Origin of the sequence: Phaeodactylibacter sp. (assembly GCF_022763345.1) — a bacterium.
Lineage (GTDB): Bacteria > Bacteroidota > Bacteroidia > Chitinophagales > Saprospiraceae > Phaeodactylibacter.
The window spans coordinates 1-24,118 of record NZ_JALEGS010000017.1 but is presented as its reverse complement, the minus strand read 5'-3'; the positions used below and the strand labels follow the sequence as shown (position 1 = coordinate 24,118).

The window sequence follows — 24,118 nt, the reverse complement described above, 5'->3', positions numbered from 1 at the left end:
TTTTTTTCAAATGGACTTTTGATTTACAGGGGTTGAGAAACAGCGAGTTATAGTCGTTATTCTCCAATAAAATAAGGTGGGATTGCAAACAAGGTACTCCGGGGCGTTTTTTGTTTCCCGAAATACGAGACTCGCGGAATAATTATTTATACCACTCCCCCTTGACCTTAGCGGTATTTTTTAGGAGCGCTAAACGGCCGCATGGCTTTTGCGTAGTGGTTTGATTCCAAAATCTTTAGGGATTCCGGTATTAAGTCTAGTTATTTCGGTCGTAGTATTTGTAGCCGGTGGTCGGTTTTTGGTCATTTCCGCCTTCTCCCTGATTTTCGCCTTTGCCTTCTTCACCGAATAAAAGATTGCTCCAGAAAGCTTTCCGCTTTTCGCGTCTTTCCTCGCGCTCCTCCAGCCGCGCCTGATAGGCCCGTATGCGCTGCACATAAGCTTCATCTGATTCGCCGGCCTGCCGGGGCGGTACGTTGATGACCCGGCCCTGTTCATCTTTGTAGGGCTGATCGGTCAACCGGCCGAACAAACTTCGGTTGTCTTCAAAGTAGTAGTAGCCGTCCTCATGCGCAGCAAGAATAGGCATTTCCTCAAGGTAGGGCGGGCACTGCATGAGCGCTGTGACCGTGTCCGCCGCCGCTTCAAATTTGGCGTAGCGCACAGACTTGAAAGCCTTGTCCTGATACACCTTTCTCATAAACGCGCCATAAATCGGCAGGGCTGTGGACGAGGCCTGCCCGCGGTAGAGGGTGCGGAAGTGCACCTGCGGCCAGGAACCCCCTACCCAGGCACCAGCCACCAGCCGGGGGTTAAAGCCCATGAACCAGCCATCGGACTGATTTTGGGTCGTCCCGGTCTTACCAGCCAGGTCGTTGTAAAGCCCGTAGCGATAACGGAGCTTACGGGCCGTACCGCTATCGACCACCGACTCCAGCATTCTTATCATCATGTCGGCTTGTGGCTTCTCCAGTACCCGCGGAAAACGGCGCGGGTTAGGCCGGTCAAATTCGGCTAAAACCGTGCCGTCAGCAGTCTCAATGCGGTCCAGATAGTGCCACTCCGGGCGGCGGCCACGGTTGGCAAAGGTGCCGTAGACTTTGGTCATTTCGTAAAGGGAAGCCTCCACGGCGCCCAGTGCAATAGAAGGCACCGCCGGAATTCGGCTCTCTATTCCCATCGCCTGCCCCAGCTGCCGGACCGAATCCATGCCCGTTCGCATCATGATTTCGACCGTGACGGTATTGACGGAATTGCTCAGTGCTCCTTCCATAGAGTAGACGCCATCGTACTCCCCATCTGCATTGCGGGGCGACCAGTTGTCATATTTGGCGTATGCCACCTGCCGGTTGTAAGTGTACTCACAGGGCAGCATACCGCTTTGCAGGGCTGTGGCATACACCACCGGCTTGAAGGTGGAGCCGACCTGCCGCTTGGCAAAAACATGGTCATACTGAAAGTACTTATGATCGATACCGCCTACCCAGGCTTTGATCAGCCCTGTGGAGGGATCAGCCGCCAGAAAACCCGCATTCAGCAGGGTGAGGTAATACTTCACAGAGTCGAGCGGGCTCATTTCCCGTTCCTCCTCTCCCTTTTCCCAACTGAAAACCGTCATAGGGACGGGCTGCTGAAAGATAGCATCGATTGCTTCCTCTGAGAGGCCTTTGTCTTTTAGTTTCTGATAGCGCTCCGACTTCCGCACGGCTCGTTCCAGCACTTCACTGCTGCCCCAGGGTGTCCCTTTTTTCCAGTCTTCGTAAAAATTTTCCTGGACTTTGGTCATTTCTTCCTGTACGGCCTCTTCGGCATAGCGCTGCAGACGGGCATCAATTGAGGTGTAAATGCGCAGCCCATCTGTATATAAATTATAAGGTGTGCCATCGGGCTTGGTGTAATCTTTCAGAATATCATCCAGTTCATGCCGCAGATGTTCCCGGAAGTAGGTCGCTAAACCTTTGTTGTGGCCTTCGGGCCGGTAGTCCGTTTCCAGAGGCAACTGTATCAGCGAGTCTTTGACTTCCGCATCCAAATAACCATAGCGCACCATCTGCCCCAAAACGATATTGCGGCGGCGTTCGGCATTTTCGGGATGGCGCACCGGACTGTAGTAAGTCGTGGCTTTGAGCATGCCGACCAAAACGGCGGCTTCCTCCAGATTTAAGGCTTCCGGGGATTTATTGAAAAAGCGTTGCGCTGCGACTTTGATTCCGAAAATTCCTTCGCCAAAAGATACGGTGTTTAGATACAGCCGCAGCAGCTCCTCCTTGGCATAGACCTTTTCCAGTCGGCGGGCAATCAGCATTTCCCGCATTTTATTCACCACCATCGACAGCATAAGGTAATCCTCCCTCGGATAAAGGTTCTTGGCCAGCTGCTGACTCAAAGTGCTGCCCCCTCCGGAAGATTCGTCCATCAGCAATATCGACTTCACCAGTACCCGGGCCGCAGCCCGCACATCAATACCGCTGTGCTCAAAAAAACGGGCGTCCTCGGTGGCGACGAGGGCATTGATCAAATCAGGAGAGATCTCCTCAAAGTCGGCATTGATGCGGTTTTCCACATAGTACTTGCCCAGCAGCACGCCGTCTTCCGCGTATACCTCAGACGCATTGTGGTTGCTGATGGCCTCCAGCTCAGGGTAACCAGGAACGGGCCCCAGTGCTTCAAAGTACACCAGCGCTGCGATCACAAGGACGGACAAAAAGCCCAGAATACCGAGCCCGCCCGTTATCAACCCAGCGATGGCCCAACGAGGATACCGCCCGTAGAAGTCCAGGGACCATTGACGGATTTGCTGCCACTGCGCGGCGGACCAGGACTTCGCTTGTTCAAAAAGATTGGAATTGGACTGCTGCATCTAAATCACTGCATCTGTTTGTTTTCAAATGACCTTGTCTAACGCCTGGCGTTGCACTTTTATTCCCTTTGTGCCTAAAAAATGACCTTTTCTGACCGAAAACGGAGCGATCGACAATCTGCCCTGCAAAATAAACAATATTTGTTTTAAAATAAATAAAACAAAAACAAAAAGATCGCTATAAACTAAGCTGCCGCTCCCCACACTCAAGTGGAAAGCGGCAGCTTATCAGCGCATTGCCTCCGTTAACGTATCAAAGACAAATCGCCCCGGTAGACCAGCCGGATGCCATCCAGGAATTCAACATCAATCACATAAACGTAGACGCCCATGTTCATGAACTCACCTTTGAAGGAACCGTCCCAAAGTGGCAGCCCTCCGGCACAGAACAGACCATTGCTGACATCAAACCCACCATTCTGATAAACCTGATTGCCCCAGCGGTCAAAGATATTCACACTTCGAATGGCCGTGACGCCGGTGCAGGGGAAAACCCGGAACTCATCGTTGGTGCCGTCACCATTAGGTGAGAAAGCGCCCGGGATATAGATATTCCGGTTGGCATCAAGCTCCACAAATACCGAGCCTTCCGCATCACAGCCATTTATATCCACAATGCGCAGGGTGTAATCTTGCGATTCCAATGGGAAGACCGTGGGGTTTTCCACTGTATCTGAGGACAGGTAAATAGCAGGGGTCCAGATAAAGGAGTCAACCTGCGTGCCCGCCGGGCTGATGATCGGCATGAGGCTTGTGGTACTGTCGCCGAGCTCAATTTCCACCACCGGCTGAGGGAAGGTAACGGTGATCTCATCGGGCTGATCGATTTCCACAAAGAAGGCCGCAGAACAGCCATTGGGGTCGAATATTTCAATGGTGTGCTCCCCGTCACCGAAGATATCTGCAGGGACATCAGGTGTCAGTAACACCCCATTTCCATCAACCATGTACCGGTAATCATCCGGTGTGGTACCTGCGCCTCCAAATACGGTGTCAATAAAAACCAGCGTAGTGGCATCAAAACAAGGAGGGTCCTCCGGATCAGGAATGACCGCCATAATTTCAGAAGGCTCAATCAGGCTGATGGACACAGAATCCTGACAACCCTGCGTGTCGGTAATGGTGATGCCGTAAGTGCCGGCAGAAAGACCACTTGCAAACCCCGTTGCGGCATTGCCCGCCCCCTGCGGCACATTGGCTGAGAAAGAGAAGGGGGTGTTACCAACGGGATTGATATTGTCGTTAAAGTTGTAAGTCACCGCTATTTGCCCGTCTTCCTCACCGAAGCAGGAAATATCGCGGGTATTAACAGGATCGATACTCAGCTCCAGGGCATCTGGCTCGCCGATTTCGGGCAGGCCATCCTGCTCACAGCCATTGGCATCGGTAACAATAACGTTGTAGGCACCAGCCATCAGACCGGAAACCGTTGGCGTCGTTTCGTTCAGATCAGGCCACAGGAAGGTATAGCCTCCTGCCCCACCGGACGGGGTCAGGGTAATAGTGCCATCAGAACCGCCATTACAGCTCACGCTTTCTGAAGAGACGTTGAGCAAAATTGGTTCCGGGCTAGGAATGATGACTTCAGACGTTTGTACACATCCATTCTCATCCGTCACCACTACCGTTTGAGAGTCCCGGCAGAGCTGCGTTGCAGAGGACGTCAGTACATCCAGATCAATCTCCCCACTTTCCCAGTTAAAGTTGAAAAGGCCGGCACTGCCATCAGCATACATAGCCGTTGCCGTTGCCTGCCCATCGCAGACGCCCTCAAAGCAACTTACCGGCAGGACATCCGTAAAGGACACCTCAATACTCGGCGGGTCAACCACCTCTGCTGTTGCCGTTACGCCTGCACAGCCATTCGCATCCACGACGGTCAGATTGTAAAGACCAGCGGACAGGCCCGGGTTGAGCACAGTGGAAAGCGTATCAGAGCCCCAGATATACTGATAAGGCGCGGTGCCACCACTGGCAAATACCGTAAGGCTGCCATTGCTTTGGCCCACACAGAGCGGCGAGGATGAACCGATACTGTCGATGACCAGTGGTGCCGGCGCAACGACCTGTGCCGAATCCACCAGCTCACAGCCATCCTCAGCTGTAATGGTGACGAAGTAGGTACCCGGTGCCAGGTTGGCAATGGCAGGGCCGGTCTCGTTATTGCTCCAGGTGTAGCTCTCGATGGGTGAGCCCCCGGGCGTCGCCGTAATCATCAGGCTACCGTCGGTATCATCTGAGCAGAGCAGGGTATCGTTTTCAAACTCAATAATATTGGGCGGTGCCGGTGCCGTGACCGCAAAGGTGTCGATCGACGTACAGCCGTTGGCATCCTCCAGATTGAGAATGTAGAGGCCTTGTACGAGATCAGTCAAGATGGAATCGGTATCCATATTCGACCAGTCGTAGGTGTAAGGAGCCGTACCACCATCTACGCCCACGGTAATAGCGCCATCCATACCACCGCCGGTACAGCTCTCGTTGGCCAGGTCCAGCAGAGCAACCTGAAGCGAATCAGGCTGTCCTATATTAAAGGTGTCTATGGTGAAACAACCGAGCGGGTCCTGATCGGTTACGGTAACGACATACAGACCGGGCGCCAGGTCATTGATGTTGGCTCCGGCAAGGCTGCTTCCTCCAGGCAGTGCGGTCCAGTTGTACGTGAAGGCACCGAATGGCGGTTGGCCGGTGGCAGTGCCCTGCACCTGAAGGAATGCATCGGCGGCACCATTACAGCTGACGTGGGAAGAGTCCACCAGGGTTACGCCCAGCAGCTTGGTCGCCCCTACCGGGAAGCTGTCAATAACCACACATCCATTTGCATCCGTAACGGTCAGATTGTACATGCCAGGGTCGAGGTCCGTCAGTTGTGCCGTTGCAGCAGTATCTACCGGCTGCCCCTCCCACTGATAGTAGTAGCTGCCCATATCATTCACGCCCCCGGAAGCACCGACAGTAATAGCACCATCCATGGCACCGCTACAGGTAGCATCCGTAATATTGGTATTTTGAGCCAACAGCAGCAATTCGCCGGGTTGGCTGAGGGTCGTACTGGCTGTAGCCACACACCCATTCGCATCCGTAACCGTAACAGCGTAAGCCTGTGGCTGGAAAGAAAGCCCGGTGATGGTTTGGGTGGAGTCCCCGGTATTCCAGGAAAAGGTAAAGCCGGGCCCGGGGTTGGGTTGAGCCACACCATCCAGCGTAATCTGAGCGGTCAGGCTGCCATCGCTGTCCCCGTTACACGTGGGCTGAGTCTCCAGGAGGCTCAGTCCAAGGGCCGGGCCTTCGAGCACCTGCAACTCTATGGTGTCAATATTGGCAGGCATATCGCTGTCCGAAACAGTGATGGAGAATACGCCTTCCCCCAGCCCTGATGCGGTGAAGGTGTCGCCCGAGGCGGCAATCGTCCCGGTGTTGTCCGGACCGGCAGGGGGTACTGCATTCCAGGCATAAGTATAGGGAGGTACACCACCTGTCGCCGTTACGGTAAAGGAGCCGTCATCGAACCCGGCACAGGAGACACTATCCACGGTGCCTTGTACCAGCAAAATGGCATTGGTAATATTAACCTGCCCGTTATCAATAATGGTCGGGATATCTGCATTCCCTGAATTGGCATTTCCGGCTTGTATATCCAGAGGGGAATCAATAATGGTCACAGCTGCCTGATCGCCGAGGTCACCAATGACTTCAAAGCAAACCTCAAAAAGGAGTGCGCCATCCGGCAGGGTCCGGGGCGTGGCCAGAAAATCTGCCCACCCCATGGTCAGCCGCCCGGTATCTGTAATAGCCGGGGAGATATTGAAGATGCCCTGATCGAAAGAGGGCAGGTCAGTAGTCAGGTTGTCAACGCCTATAAAATCAAGCAGCGTAGGGTCCCATGCCATGGAAAACTGAGCATTGGTCAGGTTAACGAAGTTGGTCGTCGTCACCGGCACACAGACGGTATCGCCGGGAGCGCCATTCAGGTCGCCCACATCAAAGAGTACCGGCATCACGAGGGTATCGATCAGGCCGCAGCTTTTGCCATCTTCCACGATGACTTCATAGGTGCCCGTTTCCGGTACAGTATAGGTGATCGTATCATTGTGCCCGGGCGTTACGGTTTGGACCGTACCCATTCCTCCACCTCCAATTTCATTGATGGTAATGGTGTAGGAAGTAGAAGGGTCAAACTCCGGCAGGCCGCCCTGTAGCACAAAACTGCCTTCCAGCCCTCCGGCGGGGTCGACAAAGGTTTCGGTAATGGCGATGCTTTCGAGGTACACCACCGAAAAGGCCTCATCGATGCTGACGCTCACACAGGGGCCGCCCTGCTCGTACTCCAAAGCCGAGGCGTTGTCCACGGTGATCGGTGCAAACCAAAACTGAATTGGTGCCGGCACACCCATGTTATAAGCTTCCTGCAAACTCCCGTTGTTGATCAGATCAAGATTGCCAAAGCTGTTGATGGTTGGTGCCAGCCAGATGCCATTCTCCTGATCAAACTCGAAACCATTGAGTATAATGGGCGAAGTAGTATTCAGAGAGGGATCGGTCAGCACGGTGGTCAAATCCGGCCCGTCAACAGTTGGGATATCATCGTAAAAGGCGTAAGCAACACCGGCCGCGGTAGCCGGGTTAGGATCGCCACCAAAGGAAAAATCCATGTTGTGAGTCAACCGCAGGGTGTCGCCCAAACAAAGATAAATGGTATCAGGATCGATGTCGTTGGACTGTCCGGCGAAAGGGCCAAACCCCTGAATCGTCCCCGCATCATTCTGATTGCAAGGTACCCGCAGGGCCCCTTCAGCGGAGCCTTTCACAGAAATATTTTGCGGTGCCTGCGCGTACAGCCCTATATTGGCGAACAGCAGTAAGGCAATTGGAAGGAAAAATCTAATCATTGTTCCGGATTGATTTGAATATCGTTAATGGGATTTGGGTAAGGGCATCCTTTTAATAAAGGCACAAAAATAGGCATCACCCTCCGACTATTGTAATTTGTCGAAAAGTTTAATCGTCTGTTGCCCGGCTCCTTTACGGAAAGGTACCCGCACAATACTGAATTGAACGATGTTGCTGCTCAAAAAGTGTACAACTGCTCCTTTAATACGACAACAGTCGCTCCAACTGCGCCCGGAAGCGGGTCTTGGGCAAAAACTGCTCCTCCAAAATAGTAGCAAAAGGCACGGGGGTATCCAGGCTGCCCGCCCGAAGCACCGGTGCATCTAAATGCTCAAACAGGTGCTCGCTGATGTAAGCGGAAAGCTCTCCGCCAATACCGCCCGTTTGGGTGTCTTCGTGCAGGATAAGCACCCGGTTGGTTTTTTCCACCGTTGCCCGAATGGCGTCGTAATCCAGAGGCAAAAGGGTACGCAGGTCCAGGATATCAGCATCGACGCCCATTTCCGCACAAACTTCCAGCGCCCAGTGCACGCCCATACCGTAGGTAATGATAGAGACTTCATCGCCCTCCGCCGCCAGGCGGGCCTTGCCGATTGGCGTGGTATAATACCCATCGGGCACTGCCGCCGTCAGTCGGCGGTACAGGGCTTTATGCTCAAAGTACAGCACCGGGTTGGGGTCTTCAAAACTGGCCAGCAGCAGGCCTTTGGCATCTTCCGGGGTGGAAGGGTAGACGATCTTCAGTCCAGGAGTGTGGAAAAACCAGGCTTCATTGCTCTGGGAATGGAAAGGTCCGGCACCTACGCCCCCGCCTGTGGGCATCCGGATGACCACATCGGCGTTCTGCCCCCAGCGGTAGTGCAGCTTTGCCAGGTTGTTGACAATCTGGTTGAACCCGCAGCTCACAAAATCCGCAAACTGCATTTCCACCATCGATTTATATCCTTTGAGGCTGAGCCCCAGTCCAATACCGATGATGGCACTCTCGCAGAGGGGCGTATTGCGCACCCGGTCGTGGCCAAATTTTTCTGTAAAGCCATCCGTAATTTTAAACACCCCGCCGTAATCGGCAATATCCTGCCCCATGAGGACGAGGTTGTCGTGGGCTTCCATGGCAGCCTCCAGTCCTTTGGAGATGGCATCTACAAAGCGTAGCTCGGTGGACGGCCCCTGTGGTGGTTTTGGGACTGGTGCATCAGGTGCATAGACATCCCCCAATTCGGTTTCCAAAGAAGCCGTCACAGCGGGCTCGGCGTAGGCTTTGTCCAGCCCTTCATTGATTTGCTGCTTGAATGATTTGCGGAGGGCATTGACTTGTGCTTCATCAAGTACGCCTTCCTGCAATAAAAAGCGCTCATAGTTGTCCAGGGGATCGCGCTGCGCCCACTCGGCCATCAGCTCCTGCGGGACATACTTGGTGCCGGAAGCCTCTTCATGCCCGCGCATACGGAAGGTCCGGCACTCTACCAGGACAGGCTCTGGGTTTTCACGTAGTTCGGCAGACAGGCGGGTAAAGGTTTCGTAAACCTCCAGGATATTATTGCCATCAATGACCTCGGACCGCATGCCGTAGCCTTTAGCCCGGTCGGCAAGCTGCTCACAACGGTACTGCTCGCTTGCAGGTGTGGACAAGCCGTAGCCATTATTCTCAATCACAAAAATTACCGGCAGTTCCCAGACCGCTGCCGTATTGAGTGCTTCGTGGAATTCGCCCTCACTTGTGCCTCCTTCGCCGGTAAAGGCCAGGGAGACCTGGCCGGCTTTACTTAGCTTATTGGCAAGCGCTACACCTGCAGCCAGCGATAACTGTGGTCCGAGGTGGGAAATCATACCCACAATGCAGTAGTCCATCGCCCCAAAGTGAAAAGACCGGTCCCGGCCTTTGGTAAACCCAAGGTCTTTGCCCTGCCATTGGGCAAACAAGCGCTCCAACGGCACTTCCCGGCTGGTGAATACGCCAAGGTTGCGGTGCATGGTAAAGAGCAGTTCATCAGGGTGGAGAGCCAGCGTAGCGCCTACCGAGATCGCCTCCTGCCCGATACCGGAAAACCACTTGCTGATTTTACCCTGCCGCAACAGGATCAGCATCTTCTCTTCAATCAGGCGGGGCAGCAGGAGCCCACGGTATAATTTCAGGAGTTCCTCATCAGAAAAGGCACTACGGTCGTAGGTAAGGACGGGTGTTGGGATGACGTCGGCCATGGTTTTAATTTGGTTAAATTCGGGCACAAAGGTAGGTGGTTTCTAAATGTCTGTGCAAGAAAATCAGGCTTTGTTTACAGCTTTTCACCAAACAAAAGCCCTGTCTTCCGCCTTCAATAAAGTGAGAGATTTCCAAGTTCAAACAACAATAGCTATGCTTAAGCACCCATTTCCCATATTTCTAATGGCAATAAGCCTGTTTTTCACAGCTTGCCAAAACACCAACAACACAGGCGATAGCACTGCCGACGGCACCGACTCCACCAGCATGGGGCAGTTTGTGGACGATGAGAACTTCAAAAATCAGCACGAAATGCCCGGCGAAGCCACCCCGGCCAATACCGGCAAGCGCATCAAGTTTGATACGCCCGATGGCAAAAAGGGCAGCGCCTATGCCCTGATGACGGCAAAGCCCAGCGAAGAGTACCTCCTCGTTTTCCACGAATGGTGGGGCCTGAATGACCACATCCGGCAGGAAGCCGAGCGGTACTTCGATGAGCTCGATACCGTCAATGTACTGGCACTCGACCTGTACGACGGCGAGGTAGCCACCACCCGTGAGCGGGCAGGAGAACTAACTAAGAACGTTAAGGAAGACCGCGCCAAAGCCATCATACAGGGCGCCCTCGACCTGGCAGGCCCAAACGCCCGGATTGGCACAATTGGCTGGTGCTTCGGCGGCGGATGGTCCCTCAAAGCCTCCATACAGGCGGGCGACAGAGGAGAAGCCTGTGTGATGTACTACGGCATGCCCGTGCAGGACAAGGAAGCCCTGATGCCGCTGCAAGCCCCCGTGCTGGCCATCTTCGCCCGTCAGGACGAATGGATTACACCGGAGGTCGCGCAAAGCTTTGAGGACCTGGCAGTAGAAGCTGATAAAACGGTACAGGTACAGTCTTACGATGCCGACCACGCTTTTGCCAATCCCAGCAGCCCCCGCTACGATCAGCAGGCAGCGCGTACGGCCAATCAGGCCGCACAAGCCTTCCTGAAAGCGAATCTCTAGCCACCAAAACTTGCGTAGCTTGCAACCCTGCTCTATCTTCAACGTAACATTAAAGCACAATGAGCAGGCAAAATGGAATCATCGCTTTTGCTGTTGCCACGCTGCTGTTGTCCGGGCTTTTGCTAATTTACGTTCAGCAACTCAACCCGGCGGCGGCACAGGCAGAGGCAGCCGAAGTGCAGCTACAGGCTAATGAAGCTCAGGCACTGCGGTGGCTGGAGCAAGACAGCTTGTGGCTGGAACAGTGCCGGCAGCCCTTTAGCCATCCGGCAACCCGCCCCTTGCCGAATGGCTTTTCTTTTATGTGCTATGAGGGTAAAAAGCGGGTATTTTGGACTGATTCGCATATCTATTTCCCTGATCCTCTACAGAAGCCTCAGGCGCTTCGGTTCCCCGGCAGAGCACCACAGTACTTCATTCCCCGTGAGCTTCCGGGGCCTTATTCGGTTACAGTAGGTATCCCTTTGCCGGCTGTTGTCAATGACGAGTGGTCAACCTCCCCTTATCCTGTCCACAATACAGTCGGTACAGTTATTGGCTACGTGCCCGATCAGGTGCAGCACCTGCCTTCTTTTTGGCAAAAAGTGCATCTAGCTGCCGGGCTCCTGTTTTCGCTGGCGCTGTTTTTCCTGGTCGATAAAGGGAGTCGGTTGCTGAGCCGACGCCTGAGCCCTACTCCGGCTTTTCTGACAGCAGTCCTTGTCGGAGCGCTATGGCTATGGATGACAGGGATGCTGGACTACCCTTCCCTGGAATTTCCGCAAAACCTACTGTCGATCCGCCTTCCTGTTGGTAACCTGGCGCAATTCACCCTGCTGCCGCTGCTTTTATTCTGGCTGCTAAGCCTGGGGCAACGCCTGCCGCTGAAAATAGGACTCCACGACCGGCATCCCTGGCAAAACGGTGCACTGGCGGCGTTGGGCTTCGGAAGTATCGTCACGGGCTTGCTGTTTGGCGGGGCCCTGTTCCGTGCACTGCTACTGGAGACCGATCTGGATTTTGACTTCAGCAACGTGCTCATGCTGGGCACTGCGGAGCTGATTGCATTGGCGGCTATCGTGCTGCTCATGCTGACCTTTCTGCTTTTCAGCCTTTGGACCGTCAAGGGCATCCACCGACTGCCCCTTGACCGAAATCAGCGGCTGCTAGCGATGGGCATTGCTATACTGCCTGGCATAACAATAGCCTTGTTCCTAAACCTTGGGCTGGGATTACTGCCGGTCTTGCTGCTGCCGCTGCTCTATATTGCTATGCTGGACCTTTTCGTGGAAATCGAAGCGGCCAGCCCGGCCTGGCTAATGCTCTGGCTGGCTTTGCTTTCGGGTTTTGCCGCAGGGCTCCTCTTCAAGTATAACCTCGACAACGGGCACGAACAGCGCCTGGCTTTCGCCAAACAACTAACAGCTCCGGATGATCAAATGGCAGAACAAGCTCTGCTGGAACTACAGGTACAACTCGCTGCCTGGCCTCCTGCGGATAGCCTGGAGACGCTTCTGCTCTACACTCCTTATTTATATAAGAATTTCAACTGGCACCTTCTGCCGGAAAGCGACATTCGCCACCTCCAAACAGCGGGCACTGCTTTCCGGCTGGCCCCCAACCGCCATTATTATACCTACAGCTTGCCATGGCGCCAGGACAGTGCGCTGGTTTTTCAGCCTGCCCTGCAGCCCAACCGCCGGGTACTGCAGGAGCTCGTGCCTTCCGCTCCCCATCAGCAAGCCCGTTATGCCATCAGCTTATTTAAAGACTCCGTGCGCATTGCCCAGCGTGGCTACTTTCTGCGGGAATGGCTGTCTGCCGACCTTTGGCCGGTGAAGGGAGAAAGCCGGGAACGCCTGAACAGCAAACGGGCCAATCTTTACTATGCCCATCCGGATGGCTACACGATCATCGTTGGGGAAGCCCTGGGCGGATACCTGAAGCCAATTTCCCTGTTTTCCTATCTCTTTGCCCTGCTCACGGTGCTGTCGCTCCTGGTCTTTGGGCTCAACCGGCTCTACCCCATTTTGCCGGCTACACCGGGCAGCCTGCTCTTCGGTACGCCTTCACTACGCCACCGCATACAACTCTCGGTCATTGGGCTTACGCTCTTTGCTTTCCTGTTTATCGGTGCAGTTACGGTAGCCTCCCTGCAGCAGTCTTCGGTCAGCTATCACGGGGAACGGCTGCTGGAAAAAGTAGATGTGCTGCTGCGTGATTTGCAGAAACAAGACTTTGACCCCCATGATCAGCATGCGTTGCGGGAGCTGTCAGAAATCCATCAGGTCGACCTTTCAGTTTATAATGCCGGGGGCAGCCTGATCCGGACTTCGGTGCCCTTCTTTCTTTTCCAGGGCTGGCAATCGCCCCGCATCAACCCGGAGGCTGTACGGGCCTACTACCGGCAGGGGTTCAAGCCGGCTTTACTGGAAGAACAGGCCGGCGCGCTCCGTTACCTGTCGGCCTATGTACCGGTGGCTGAGCCCACGCAGGGGCTGAGTTACTTTTTCCAAATCCCTTTCACTTCCGGTACGCGCAACCTGCAGCAGAATGTGCTGGGCTTTATTGGTAACCTGCTCAACCTCTATGTTTTCCTCCTGCTCATTGCCGGTGCCATCGCCATCACCGTCGCCAATTCCATTACCCGCCCGCTGATGAAGATCGGCGAGAAACTGCGCAGCTTCCAGCTTGGCCAAAATGAGCCGCTGGAATGGGAAAGCGAAGACGAGATCGGTAAACTGGTGAACGAGTACAACCTGATGATCCAAAAACTGGAGGAAAGTGCCGAAAAGCTACGACAATCAGAACGGGAAGGGGCCTGGCGCGAGATGGCCAAGCAGGTGGCGCATGAAATCAAGAACCCGCTTACGCCCATGAAACTGAGCATTCAGTACCTGGAGCACGCCCGCAAATCGGATCCCGAACGGGCAGCCGCTATGATCAGCAGCGTGGCTCAAACCCTGATTGAGCAGATTGACGGGCTGGCGCGTATTGCCACCGAGTTTTCCAACTTCGCCAAAATGCCAAAGGCGGAACCGGAATCCCTGAATTTGAATACAGTGGTGGAGAGCGTTTACCGATTGTTTACGGAACATCAGGAACCGGCAGAGCGCATTGAGCTTACCTTACCGGATACGCCGGTGCCCGTCTTTGCCGACCGGGGCCATCTGGTGCGCGTCCTCAACAACCTGATCAAAAATGCACAGCAGGCCATTCCGGAGGACCGGCAGGGGCACATCCACATCCGGGTACAGCCCGGCGCAGCGCAGCACCTCATTACCGTTACTGATAATGGGACGGGCATTCCGGAGGAGGTACAGCCCAAGGTATTCCAGCCCAACTTCACCACCAAATCCTCAGGCATGGGGCTTGGGTTGGCCATGTGCAAGAACATGATGACCGCAGCGGGCGGCGACATCTACTTCGAAACGGAACCCGGCAAGGGCACGACCTTCTTTATGGCACTGCCGGATGCTTCAGCAGCCAATTAATAAGGTGGAGGAATTAGTTTACCCCGACTTGCTGATTGTGCTTAGCCACCCGCTTATCCATCACCCGGAACCAAAGCGGAGGCACAAGCGACAACAGAATCGCTCCCGGATAACCGGTAGGCAGCTGCGGGCTCTCGTCCTGATGCCTTAGGATCTGGTATTTGCGTGATGCCTTGTAGTGGTGGTCAGAGTGACGGGTCAGTTCGTACAGAAAAATCCGCCCCAGCTCATGGTCAGAATTCCAGGAATGCTGCGGCCCCACTCGCTCGTAGCGCCCACTGTCGAGCTGACGGCGCTGCAGCCCGTAGTGCTCAATGTAATTGACCGACTCCAGCATCAGGAAGCCAAACACGGCAACCGCAATCGCGGAAGGAACCCATACCCAGCCAAACACCCACCCAACAGTAGCCAGGTAAGCCAGCTGCAGCCCCGTAAACCGGATCATCTCGTTGTGCAGGCTAAGAACGGGCTTACCCTGCCTTTCCAACCGTGCGGCTTCCAACCGCCACGCACTGAAGTAACCCCCAATGACCGAGCGGAACCAGAACGTGTAGATCAGCTCGCCCCGGCGGGAAGTAGCCGGGTCTTTGGGCGTGGCCACATGCTTGTGGTGCCCCAGGTTGTGCTCAATGATGAAGTGGGTGTACAAAGCCGGCAGCAGCAGGGCTTTCGCCAAAAAACGCTCGAAGCGGTCGGCACGGTGCCCCAGCTCATGGGCAACGTTGATGCCCGCCGTGCCCAAAATGAGCCCCACGCTGCAGGTCATGCCCGTGATTTCGTAACCGGCGAGCCCGCCCTGCGACAGAGTATAGAGGTAGTAGCCCACCAACCCGTACACCAAAGGCACATTGAAGTACAGCAGGTAGTCAAACAACCGGGCCCGGGCACGCTCCGGTTCTGCGGCCTGCGGGTGGTTTTCCGGCGACTGCGGCACAAACAACTCCACAACCGGAATGACAATAAAGCCCAGGTAAATGGCTGCAAAGGACCAGATGCCCCCAATGTAAATGGCAGCGTAGGCGGACAGGGGCAGCAGGTAGGCGATCAGGTATTTGGTGTCGCGGCGGTTCATAATTTGAGATTTGGTTGGCTTTTTAAAAATACGGTTTTTCAGTCAAAAAAGTAGTGTCCGGTCATGGAAATGGAACTATGTTTCGATTATTTCGTTTATATTGAAGAAATGATTTCAATATGAGTAAAACATATCCGGTATTATCCAAGGAAGAACGTCAGATGGCAGCGTTTTCTGCGAAAGCAATCACATCAGCACTGGAAAAAAAAGCAGATTCTCCGACTGACTTATCAATTGATGCACAGGGCCTGCCATCCCTACAACTGAAGCTACCCAAACAAGCTTTGCAGGTACTTCAGGAGGTGCTTTCCCTTATTTCTGAAGGCAAGCCTTTTTCACTTTTGCCATCAGATGTAGAGCTTAGCACTCAGGAAGCGGCTGATTTACTGCAGATATCAAGACCACACCTCATTAAACTATTAGAGGATGGAGCAATGCCTTTTAAGAAGGTGGGTACCCATAGAAGGATCAGCCTGAGTGCTATTATAGCGTACCAGCAACACCAAAAAGAATTACAATCAGAAGCGTTGGATGCCTTAGCTGAACAAGCGCAAAAGCTCAATTTTGGATACTAAACTTTTGATTTGCATAAATGATAAGAGCGCTCTTAGATACCTTGAAAGTCAATGATATTAAGCAGTTTCCAGCTCTACTGAAACCTTTGCTCTAAGAAAACACTACCTTCACCACAAAAACTAAGCATGCCAATCACTTTATACCAAACCACTGCTCAGGGCCTCATCTTTGATATGGACGGCACGATGGTCGACAACATGATGGCGCACCACGAAGCCTGGCAGCGTAAACTCCGCAGCCTTGGCATGGACATGGAGCTGGAGCAGGTCCGCAGGGAAATCCACGGGGTGAACGAGGAAATCCTGCTGCGCCTGTTTGGAGACCGCTTCAATGACGAGGAGCGCCAATACCACGCGCAGGACAAGGAAGCTGAATACCGCCGGGTCTTTCAGGAGCAATTGCAACTGATCGACGGGCTGTCGGACTTTCTGGAAGAAGCCTGGGAGGCGGAACTGCCTATGGGCATTGGCACGGCGGCACCTCAGGCAAACGTGGACTTTGTGCTGGACAACCTGGAGTTGCGCGACTACTTCGCCACAGTGAAACACGCCGGCGATGTCACCAAAGGCAAGCCCGATCCGGAAATCTATCAGCTGGTCGCCGCCGGGCTGGGCATACCGGTCAAAAACTGCGTTATTTTTGAAGACAGCCCCACCGGCGCCGAAGCAGCCCACAACGCCGGCAGCCCGGTAATTGTCGTCACCACAACGCACAAGCCAGCCGAGTTTAGCCACCTGCCCAATGTATTGGCGTATATTGAGGACTTTAATGCCCTGGAGTACGACATCCGATAGATGCCGAACTTCTGTTTTGACCAATAACACTTTCGATTAGTATGAAAAAACACATTCTACAGGCCTTGCTATTTCTGGGTCTGCTTGCTATTGCCCTGCCTGCATTTAGCCAGGACGAAGCTGACGCCCTCTGGGCAGAAGTACAGGAAATCGCCATCGTGGAGCAAAAAGTCATGATGCCTATGCGCGATGGCATACGCCTGGCCACCGATATCTACCGGCCCAAAACGGACGAGCCCGTACCGGTCATCTTTTCCCGCACACCTTATAATTTCAACCTCTATTCGGAGGGCAAGCTCAACAAGCGCCAAATCCAACGAGCCATGGAAGCCGTAAAGCGCGGCTACGCCTACGTGGTTCAAAATGAACGCGACCGCTATTTTTCCGAAGGGGAGTGGGACATCCTTGGCCTCCCACTGACTGATGGCTACGATGCCTTTAGCTGGATGGCCGATCAGGAATGGTGCAATGGGAAAATTGGCACCCTCGGCTGTTCCTCCACGGCGGAGTGGCAAATGGCCGTGGCTGCCCTCGACCACCCTTCCCATGCTGCTATGGTGCCACAGGGTTATGGTGCCGGTATTGGCACGGTGGGCGACTACTACGAGCAGGGCAACTGGTACCGGGGCGGTGCTCAGCAGATGCTCTTTACCTCCTGGTTGTACTGGGTTCAGAATGGCCGTATCCGCCCGATGTTTCCTAAGGATGCGACGCAGGAAGAGCTCATCCGCATGTCGCGCTTCTTCGACCTTGTGCCCGATCCGCCTGATGTGGACTGGAAGGAGGCGTTCAGGCATCTGCCGGTAAAGGACATCATCGAAAACGTAGATGGGCCACGCGGCATTTACAGTGAAATGATTCAGCGTAAGCCTAATGATCCGGCCTGGTTCGAGGGCGGCTTGTACCACGATACAATGGGCTTTGGCGTGCCGAGCTTTTGGTTTACCTCCTGGTATGATGTGTCCATCAGCCCCAACCTCGCCTTGTTCAACCACGTGCGTAAAAATCCGGAAGTGGGCGCGGACCAGTACCTGGTCATCGCCCCTGTGCTGCACTGTGCCTACACCCGCGCCACCGAAAACACGATTGTGGGAGAGCGAAGTGTAGGCGACGCCCGCCTCAATTACGATGAGCTGATCTACGGCTGGTTCGATTACTGGCTGAAGGATGATAAAAGCAAGGACCCTGCCCAAATGCCAAGGGTGCGCTACTACACTATGGGTAGCAATCAGTGGCAAACCGCCGAAACCTGGCCCCCTCAATCAGCGGAAATGACCACTTTCTACCTCGAAAGTGAGGGGCAAGCCAACAGCCTTTTCGGCAACGGTGTGCTGACTACCCAAATGCCCGATGCAGCGGATCAGCCCGATGCCTTCACCTACGACCCGATGAACCCGGTGCCCAGTGTAGGTGGCAACGTTTGCTGTACTGGTGGTGCCATAGACGGTGGTGCCTTCGATCAGCAGGAACTGGAAGCCAGGCAGGATATTTTGGTGTATACCTCCCCGCCCCTGGAAGAAGGTATGGAAATCAGTGGCTTTATTGAGACCACCCTTTACGTCTCCTCTGATGCCAAAGACACCGACTTCACGGTCAAGCTCATCGATGTTTATCCGGACGGGCGGGCTTACAACCTGGACGAGACCATCCAACGCGTGCGCTACCGGGAGGGCTACGACAAGGAAGTCCTCATGGAGGATGGAGAAGTGTACAAAGTCGACCTCACGCCTATGTCCACCAGCAACTACTTTGAGAAAGGGCACCGCATCCGCATTGAAGTATCGAGCAGCAACTTCCCGCGTTTTACCCGCAACCTCAACACCGGTGGCAACAACTGGGACGAGACCGAAGGCGTCAAAGCCCGCAATCAGGTGCACCATTCTGCAGCGTACCCCTCACAGATACGACTGCCAATCGTGCGGTAGCCTCTGAAGCCCCTCTAACCTTAGCCTCCCAATGCCCTGATCAGCTGATTTTGCCAGACCAAGGCATTGGGAGGTTCACTAGTGCTCCTCTGCTGATAATTGATTTAATCTCCATTTAAATATACCATGTTTCCTACCTTTGCGTTCCTTTACAGGAAAGACAAACTTTAGCGTTGGATAACATGAACATCGTGAAAACATATACCTGGGCCGTACTGGCCTTCGCCATCCTTTGCACCACCACTGCTCATGCTCAAAAGGGCTGGGAAGCCGGTGGCTGGATCGGCAGCTCCTTCTACCTTGGGGATTTGAATACCGATTATGATTTCAGTAACCCCGGGCTGGCGGGCGGACTGATTGCCCGTTACAATTTCAACAAGCGGTTGTGCTTTAAGGCTTCCGCTAATTTTGCACAAGTCTCGGCCTCCGATGCGGACTCCCCGAATGCCTTTGAAAGGGCACGTAACCTGAGTTTCGAAAGCAACATCATCGACGGGACCTTTCAGTTCGAGTTCAATTTCCTGCCTTACAAGCACGGTGACCCGGACGAATTCTTCACCCCTTATCTGTTTGCCGGCTTCAATGTTTTCCACTTCAACCCCATGACGGAGTATCAGGGGGAAATGGTAGAACTCCGCCCGCTGGGCACTGAGGGGCAGTTCAAAGGTGAGGAATACTACAGTGTGAGCGGCGGCCTGGCTTATGGCTTCGGCTTCAAGGTAGACCTCAGCTACGAGTGGAGCCTGAACTTGGAGCTAAATGCCCGCACCCTCTTCACCGACTACCTCGATGATGTTAGCACCGTTTATGCCGACAAAGATGACATCCTGCAACTCCGCAATGAGCTTGCGGTTGCCTTGTCCGACCGCTCCATCGAAGTGGAAGGCGCGCCCAACAGCCAAATTGGCCGGGAAGGCACACAGCGGGGCAACAGCAACAACAATGACACCTTCATCACACTGGGGATAGGCTTGCTGTACTACTTCGGGGATGTGCGCTGCCCGGAGTATAGCCGGTAGGATAAAGGTAAGTTAGGTTGCTTTGAAAAGGCAGAAAAACGCCTGATTCATCTTTTATTTGAGTAGGGCGTCAAAACAGAAAGGCACACTTCAATCTAGCTACCAGCAAGCTGCCCAATAAGCCGGTTCAGTTTCTCCTCGTCCTCTTTACTCAAAGGAATATCGGAAAGTAAATCTTCGCTCACGTACTTGTGCAGCGCGGCTGCATCGCCCTGCGCCAGTACCTCCAGAAAAGTGCGGACCGTACCGGGCTCTATCTCTGTGAAGTCGGACAGTTTGATGGCAGTCCAGTTCGGAAAGAGAAGGACGGTTTTGAGGAGGTTGAATACACGGTTTTTGAAAACCCCTTTGTCCAGTCCCTCCCTTCTGCCTCTTTCTAAAATTTGCTCTAATGTACTCATCACTTCAGGTTTTACGCTCAACGCTGTGTCATTAGACTACGCTGGGACTTCACCCTTTGGGCTGCATTTGCCAAATTTCATCCTGCACTTCGTTGCTCTTCAGTCGCTTAGCTTTGGCTAGGCTCCTTCATCGCGCCTTGTCCAGAATAAAATTTGACTGCATTCGCTCCAAAAGCGAATTCCCAACATAGTCTTGAGTTTTTCTAAAAATGTTTCTTCAGATCGCTCCCCTACACCAAGGAGGTAGGTCGTGATCGCCATGATTTTTTCTTTTCCTAATGCCCCTCCAAAAATAGGTTCTATATATTGAAAGATCAAGTGTTGCCGATAACGGAACGCCATCGCCATCATAGCACTGCGAAAGTAGCTCAGGTCAAGCCGGAGCAGCTCCTCCGGGCTCAGGCTGGAAGCGTCCTGATATAGAAAATCGAAGTTGGGAATGTAGGGTTCTAAAGTACTCAAGTGCGGGTGATCACTAAAAAGTTCCATAAGTGTTTTAGGTTCCCACTTTTTCTTACCGTTGTAAAATATTAACGGTAGCACAGGCTCTGGCTTCTGCCCACCCCTTCTGACTGCCCTGAACATCAGTTCCATTATATAAAACCCAACTTGCACTGCAACGTGAGGGTCCGGCTTAGACTTGTGCTCAAATAATAAACAGAAATAAAAATGGTCATCACCTTTTCCCTTAAACCGGCACCTGTAAATAACATCTGCTTCAAACTGCTTGAGACTCGGGCGAATGCCGATGCTATTCTCCAGGCTTAAGCTTTCAAAGTCAGCTATCCGGGCGACTTCCGGAAAAAAGTACTTTATGTAACTTATTGCAACTTCCGGGTCGCTCATAGCCGATTTAAAAAATCGATCATCCGGTTGATGGACTTGCAGGTCTTGCGGCATGGTACAGAGAGTAGATCCAGTTATAAATATACTAAAAATTTTAAATCTTGTAAATAAAACACAATTCTTATCAAAAAAAGACTAACTTATTAAAAGGTGTTTTGATCCCAAATTTCACCCCCCAATCTGGCACATCCAAAGCCGCAGGATTCGTACCTGAAAGTAAAGATTCGACGGGAAAAGGGACATAGAATCTTCCACACCCATCAAGCATTACAGAAAAACCCTACGACTCCTTAAAAGGCGAATTCTCCTGCTGCTCCAACAGCAGCTGCCGGGCGAAAATAATACTGGCTATAAGCACGGCTATGGCGAGCGCAATGAGCCCTTCGTAAATTTCCTGCAAAATGAGAAAGTCGTACAATCCGTGGATGACAAGGGGCGCAAACAAGGCCATGAGCAGCCGCTTCCGGCGTATTTTCGGGTCGGGCTCAAACTTGGCTTTCCCAAAATAATAGCCCATGATGATGGCAAAGGCTGCGTGGGCAGGCACCGCTGTAAAGGCGCGCAAAATAACTGTTTCCAAACCGTACTGCAGGGCGTACATCAGGTTTTCCAGCGTCGCAAAGCCCATACCGATCATCACCGCATAAACGATGCCGTCCATGGGCTCATTGAAAAAACGGGATCGGTAAGGATACAGGAATAAACAAAGATATTTGACCAGTTCCTCCGTCAGGGCCACCACAATGAAGGAGGAAAAGAGGGTAAATAATACTCCTTCCCCCTGCAGGATCGGCGAGTAAGTCGCCCAAGTCTCAATCTTGACCACGCCCAGGGTTGCAAAAGCCCCTAACCAGAAGGTGGCGAATAGCGGAAAGGGCTGTTCCCGCTCGTATTTATCCATTTTGTAGATGTACCAGCAGATGAGCAGCCCGGGGGCGATGGCCGCCAGAAAGAGGAGCACGTCCCTAAAGCCCATCAGCTGTTGGCTTTCTCTTCGCAAAAGGCTATGAACTGCCTTACGTAGCGCTGCGTGGCCTTCCGGGCTTCAAACTGCCCCATATGACCGGCTTTTTCCAGAATGTGGATGGAAGCTACCGCCGGCAGATGGGTTTGGGCTATGCTTTTCTCCGCCGGGATAGCGCTGTCCATTTTCCCTACGATGAACAGAACTGGTACCTGAATTTGGCGCAGGGTTTCCGTTTCATCCTGCCGGTTTATCATCGCCTGCTGTGCCGCAATAATGCCTTCACTGGGGAATTTGGCCGCCCGGTAGATGAGTTTTTCCAGCAAAAAGGTGTTGCTACGGGCAAAGTTGTCGGCAAAGAGGCCAGGTATCAGCTGTTTCACAAACAGGATATGGCCCTGCCGCTGAATGAATTCGACGCTCTTCTGCCGGGTCGCTTTCTTTTCCTCCTCATCTGCATAGGGGTGAGAATGGAAAAGCCCCAGCCCCAGCAGAGCTTCCGGGAACAACCGGGCAAAAGCCAGCCCTACGTAGCCGCCCATAGAATGCCCGATGAGCACCGCTGGCCCTACACCCAGCTCCTGCAGCAAGGCGTGTACCCGCCTGGCCATCCCTTCGATGGTAATCCCCTCTACCACATCGGAAGCCCCAAAGCCAGGCAGGTCGATCACAATAACCTGACAGGGCTCTTCGCGCAGATCGTTCTGAAATTCTTCCCAAATTTTGTGGTCTTCGCAGAAGCCGTGCAACAGCACCACCGGAGTGCCTTTGCCTTCTGTATGGTAGGCCATTTCCTGCCCTTCGTACCGGAGTTTTTTCATATCTAGTGAGTTGTAGGGTGTTCAAAAGCCCCTGATCCTTTTTGATTGTTGCTTTTTCAGCTGCACGAACCGCTTGTCGTAAGCCCCGGCTAAAATACTCCAATCGTAGCGGGCTACAAAATCAGAGAGCTGAGATGGGACGCTGATGCTGCCTTTCTGTAGCAGTGTTTTGGTCTTTTGGTAAAGCTCTTCTGCCGTGGTGTATAGATATTGCTGTCGGTCAGCGGCTGGCAAGTGCTCCGGAAAAGCGAGACGGTCGGGCAGAATGGGATAGCAACCGGCATGAATCGCCTCCGCCACGCTCCCGCCAAAGAAGTCCTGCCGGCTTGTGACGGGAAGCAGGTCAGCTTGCTGCAAAAGACGGGCGTAATCCTGACGGCTTTCTGCGTAGCCCCAGTGCAGGATGTGGGCGGACAGGCGCGCTTTCGCTTCCGCAAAAATGGGCGGTGCACCCCGGTAGTTTTCTCCAAGTACAATCAACCGGAAGGGTCTCCCTTCAGCCTGCAGGCGAAAGAGAAGCTGGAAAAATGTCTCCGGGTCTTTATCGTACTCCCAGCGGTGGTTCCACAAAATGACCGGCGGGCCTGCCACCGGACGGGCATCGCCCTTCAAAGCCCGGAGGGGCAGCCCAAGGTGCAGCACTTCGCTCTTGGCTGCCAGGCCGGGCAGATGAGACAAGCCGCGGGTATCCGGAAAAGCCCGCAGAAAGCCAGGTAAAGCCTCCAGAAAAGCTTTGCGGTGGTAGTGAGAGTTGAAAAACACTGCATCAGCAGCCAGGGCTGAGGTGAAATTGAGGTAGGCATAGTGCCGGTCACGCTGTTCCCTGATGTCCTCATCGGCGGGAGACCAGGGATAGGTGAGCTGATTTTCGTGGAAGTAAAGCGCTACGGGTACTCCATGCACCTGATGGCGCACCTGGCCCAAAAAGCCTGCTAGGTCCAGCATATCAGTCGCCAGGATGAGATCGGGGCGCTCATCCTGCTTTCGCAACTGCTCAGCCAAAGCCGGTGCCCCACCAAACATCCGCCACTTCCAATGCCGGCCGGGCAGGGCCATCAAAGTGACCTCATGAGCGCTGTGGGCCTGATACCCTTCCGCCCATTGCCGGTGGCTACCAGAAAAAAAAGGTTCGAAAAGAAAAATTTTCATGTTAACGGGTTGCTAAATCTGGCCGTGTGTATAACAAATTGCACAGCTATGCCGCTGCGACAAGTTGCTGGATCGTACTCCACGCTCCACTTTTACGATAGCACCGCAAATCAGCGATGG

General features: G+C 53.6%; 15 protein-coding genes. 6 read left to right on the top strand and 9 right to left on the bottom strand.

Translation table 11 applies throughout. The features are described from left to right. Nucleotides 1–256 precede the first annotated feature (256 nt). The 3 genes from MRY86_RS04020 to MRY86_RS04010 all read right to left on the bottom strand — a co-directional run bounded on the left by MRY86_RS04020 (nucleotide 257) and on the right by MRY86_RS04010 (nucleotide 9,952). Nucleotides 257–2,860 (bottom strand): transglycosylase domain-containing protein, encoded by a 2,604-nt coding sequence (locus MRY86_RS04020; RefSeq protein ID WP_293565623.1) that lies wholly within the window; start codon nucleotides 2,858–2,860, stop codon nucleotides 257–259. A 245-nt stretch (nucleotides 2,861–3,105) separates the two neighbouring features. Then, on the bottom strand, nucleotides 3,106–7,749 hold the full coding sequence (locus tag MRY86_RS04015; protein WP_293565625.1) for a gliding motility-associated C-terminal domain-containing protein: 4,644 nt from the start codon (nucleotides 7,747–7,749) through the stop codon (nucleotides 3,106–3,108). Between the two features lie 202 nt (nucleotides 7,750–7,951). After that, nucleotides 7,952–9,952, bottom strand: a complete 2,001-nt coding sequence (locus MRY86_RS04010) for a dehydrogenase E1 component subunit alpha/beta (protein WP_293565627.1) — start codon at nucleotides 9,950–9,952, stop codon at nucleotides 7,952–7,954. Nucleotides 9,953–10,106: 154 nt separating this feature from the next. Here MRY86_RS04010 and MRY86_RS04005 point away from each other — a divergent pair, with 154 nt between their 5' ends. Then, nucleotides 10,107–10,958 (top strand): dienelactone hydrolase family protein, encoded by an 852-nt coding sequence (locus MRY86_RS04005; RefSeq protein ID WP_293565629.1) that lies wholly within the window; start codon nucleotides 10,107–10,109, stop codon nucleotides 10,956–10,958. A 59-nt stretch (nucleotides 10,959–11,017) separates the two neighbouring features. Further along, nucleotides 11,018–14,431 (top strand): HAMP domain-containing sensor histidine kinase, encoded by a 3,414-nt coding sequence (locus MRY86_RS04000; protein WP_293565631.1) that lies wholly within the window; start codon nucleotides 11,018–11,020, stop codon nucleotides 14,429–14,431. A 13-nt stretch (nucleotides 14,432–14,444) separates the two neighbouring features. Here the strand turns inward: MRY86_RS04000 and MRY86_RS03995 are convergent, their stop codons facing one another. Further along, complete coding sequence (locus tag MRY86_RS03995) at nucleotides 14,445–15,503, bottom strand: alkane 1-monooxygenase (protein WP_293565633.1); 1,059 nt, start codon at nucleotides 15,501–15,503, stop codon at nucleotides 14,445–14,447. Nucleotides 15,504–15,622: 119 nt separating this feature from the next. Here MRY86_RS03995 and MRY86_RS03990 point away from each other — a divergent pair, with 119 nt between their 5' ends. The 4 genes from MRY86_RS03990 (at nucleotide 15,623) to MRY86_RS03975 (ending at nucleotide 19,817) form a co-directional block, all read left to right on the top strand. Beyond that, nucleotides 15,623–16,078 carry an excisionase family DNA-binding protein gene (locus MRY86_RS03990; protein ID WP_282784538.1) on the top strand — a complete coding sequence of 152 codons (456 nt, stop codon included), beginning with the start codon at nucleotides 15,623–15,625 and terminating at the stop codon, nucleotides 16,076–16,078. Between the two features lie 126 nt (nucleotides 16,079–16,204). After that, on the top strand, nucleotides 16,205–16,873 hold the full coding sequence (locus MRY86_RS03985; RefSeq protein ID WP_293567010.1) for an HAD family phosphatase: 669 nt from the start codon (nucleotides 16,205–16,207) through the stop codon (nucleotides 16,871–16,873). 41 nt (nucleotides 16,874–16,914) lie between these two features. Next, nucleotides 16,915–18,798, top strand: coding sequence for a CocE/NonD family hydrolase (locus MRY86_RS03980; protein WP_293567011.1), 1,884 nt, complete (start codon nucleotides 16,915–16,917; stop codon nucleotides 18,796–18,798). Nucleotides 18,799–18,989: 191 nt separating this feature from the next. Beyond that, a complete protein-coding gene (locus MRY86_RS03975) occupies nucleotides 18,990–19,817 on the top strand; it encodes a DUF6089 family protein (protein WP_282784545.1) in 828 nt (275 codons plus the stop codon). A gap of 95 nt (nucleotides 19,818–19,912) precedes the next feature. Here the strand turns inward: MRY86_RS03975 and MRY86_RS03970 are convergent, their stop codons facing one another. From MRY86_RS03970 to MRY86_RS03950, 5 genes are all read right to left on the bottom strand, one after another. Beyond that, nucleotides 19,913–20,218 carry a hypothetical protein gene (locus tag MRY86_RS03970; RefSeq protein WP_293567012.1) on the bottom strand — a complete coding sequence of 102 codons (306 nt, stop codon included), beginning with the start codon at nucleotides 20,216–20,218 and terminating at the stop codon, nucleotides 19,913–19,915. A 117-nt stretch (nucleotides 20,219–20,335) separates the two neighbouring features. Beyond that, nucleotides 20,336–21,118: an Rpn family recombination-promoting nuclease/putative transposase gene (locus MRY86_RS03965; protein WP_293567013.1), complete on the bottom strand. Its 783-nt coding sequence runs from the start codon at nucleotides 21,116–21,118 to the stop codon at nucleotides 20,336–20,338. Between the two features lie 226 nt (nucleotides 21,119–21,344). After that, the gene (locus MRY86_RS03960) at nucleotides 21,345–22,040 is read right to left on the bottom strand and encodes a PrsW family glutamic-type intramembrane protease (protein WP_293567014.1); all 696 of its coding nucleotides are present in this window, start codon (nucleotides 22,038–22,040) and stop codon (nucleotides 21,345–21,347) included. Next, nucleotides 22,040–22,849, bottom strand: coding sequence for an alpha/beta fold hydrolase (locus tag MRY86_RS03955; protein ID WP_293567015.1), 810 nt, complete (start codon nucleotides 22,847–22,849; stop codon nucleotides 22,040–22,042). Before MRY86_RS03955 ends, MRY86_RS03960 begins: the two co-directional genes overlap by 1 nt. 21 nt (nucleotides 22,850–22,870) lie before the next feature. Further along, on the bottom strand, nucleotides 22,871–23,998 hold the full coding sequence (locus tag MRY86_RS03950; RefSeq protein ID WP_293567016.1) for a DUF3524 domain-containing protein: 1,128 nt from the start codon (nucleotides 23,996–23,998) through the stop codon (nucleotides 22,871–22,873). Nucleotides 23,999–24,118: the final 120 nt, after the last annotated feature.

What these genes read in the sequence shown, in the direction of transcription:
- MRY86_RS03950 (WP_293567016.1), bottom strand. Translation starts at nt 23,998, where the DNA reads ATGAAAATTTTTCTTTTCGAACCTTTTTTTTCTGGTAGCCACCGGCAA.
- MRY86_RS03985 (WP_293567010.1), top strand. Translation starts at nt 16,205, where the DNA reads ATGCCAATCACTTTATACCAAACCACTGCTCAGGGCCTCATCTTTGAT.
- MRY86_RS04015 (WP_293565625.1), bottom strand. Translation starts at nt 7,749, where the DNA reads ATGATTAGATTTTTCCTTCCAATTGCCTTACTGCTGTTCGCCAATATA.
- MRY86_RS03960 (WP_293567014.1), bottom strand. Translation starts at nt 22,040, where the DNA reads ATGGGCTTTAGGGACGTGCTCCTCTTTCTGGCGGCCATCGCCCCCGGG.
- MRY86_RS04010 (WP_293565627.1), bottom strand. Translation starts at nt 9,952, where the DNA reads ATGGCCGACGTCATCCCAACACCCGTCCTTACCTACGACCGTAGTGCC.
- MRY86_RS03965 (WP_293567013.1), bottom strand. Translation starts at nt 21,118, where the DNA reads ATGCCGCAAGACCTGCAAGTCCATCAACCGGATGATCGATTTTTTAAA.
- MRY86_RS03995 (WP_293565633.1), bottom strand. Translation starts at nt 15,503, where the DNA reads ATGAACCGCCGCGACACCAAATACCTGATCGCCTACCTGCTGCCCCTG.
- MRY86_RS04005 (WP_293565629.1), top strand. Translation starts at nt 10,107, where the DNA reads ATGCTTAAGCACCCATTTCCCATATTTCTAATGGCAATAAGCCTGTTT.
- MRY86_RS03980 (WP_293567011.1), top strand. Translation starts at nt 16,915, where the DNA reads ATGAAAAAACACATTCTACAGGCCTTGCTATTTCTGGGTCTGCTTGCT.
- MRY86_RS04020 (WP_293565623.1), bottom strand. Translation starts at nt 2,860, where the DNA reads ATGCAGCAGTCCAATTCCAATCTTTTTGAACAAGCGAAGTCCTGGTCC.
- MRY86_RS03955 (WP_293567015.1), bottom strand. Translation starts at nt 22,849, where the DNA reads ATGAAAAAACTCCGGTACGAAGGGCAGGAAATGGCCTACCATACAGAA.
- MRY86_RS03970 (WP_293567012.1), bottom strand. Translation starts at nt 20,218, where the DNA reads ATGAGTACATTAGAGCAAATTTTAGAAAGAGGCAGAAGGGAGGGACTG.
- MRY86_RS03990 (WP_282784538.1), top strand. Translation starts at nt 15,623, where the DNA reads ATGAGTAAAACATATCCGGTATTATCCAAGGAAGAACGTCAGATGGCA.
- MRY86_RS04000 (WP_293565631.1), top strand. Translation starts at nt 11,018, where the DNA reads ATGAGCAGGCAAAATGGAATCATCGCTTTTGCTGTTGCCACGCTGCTG.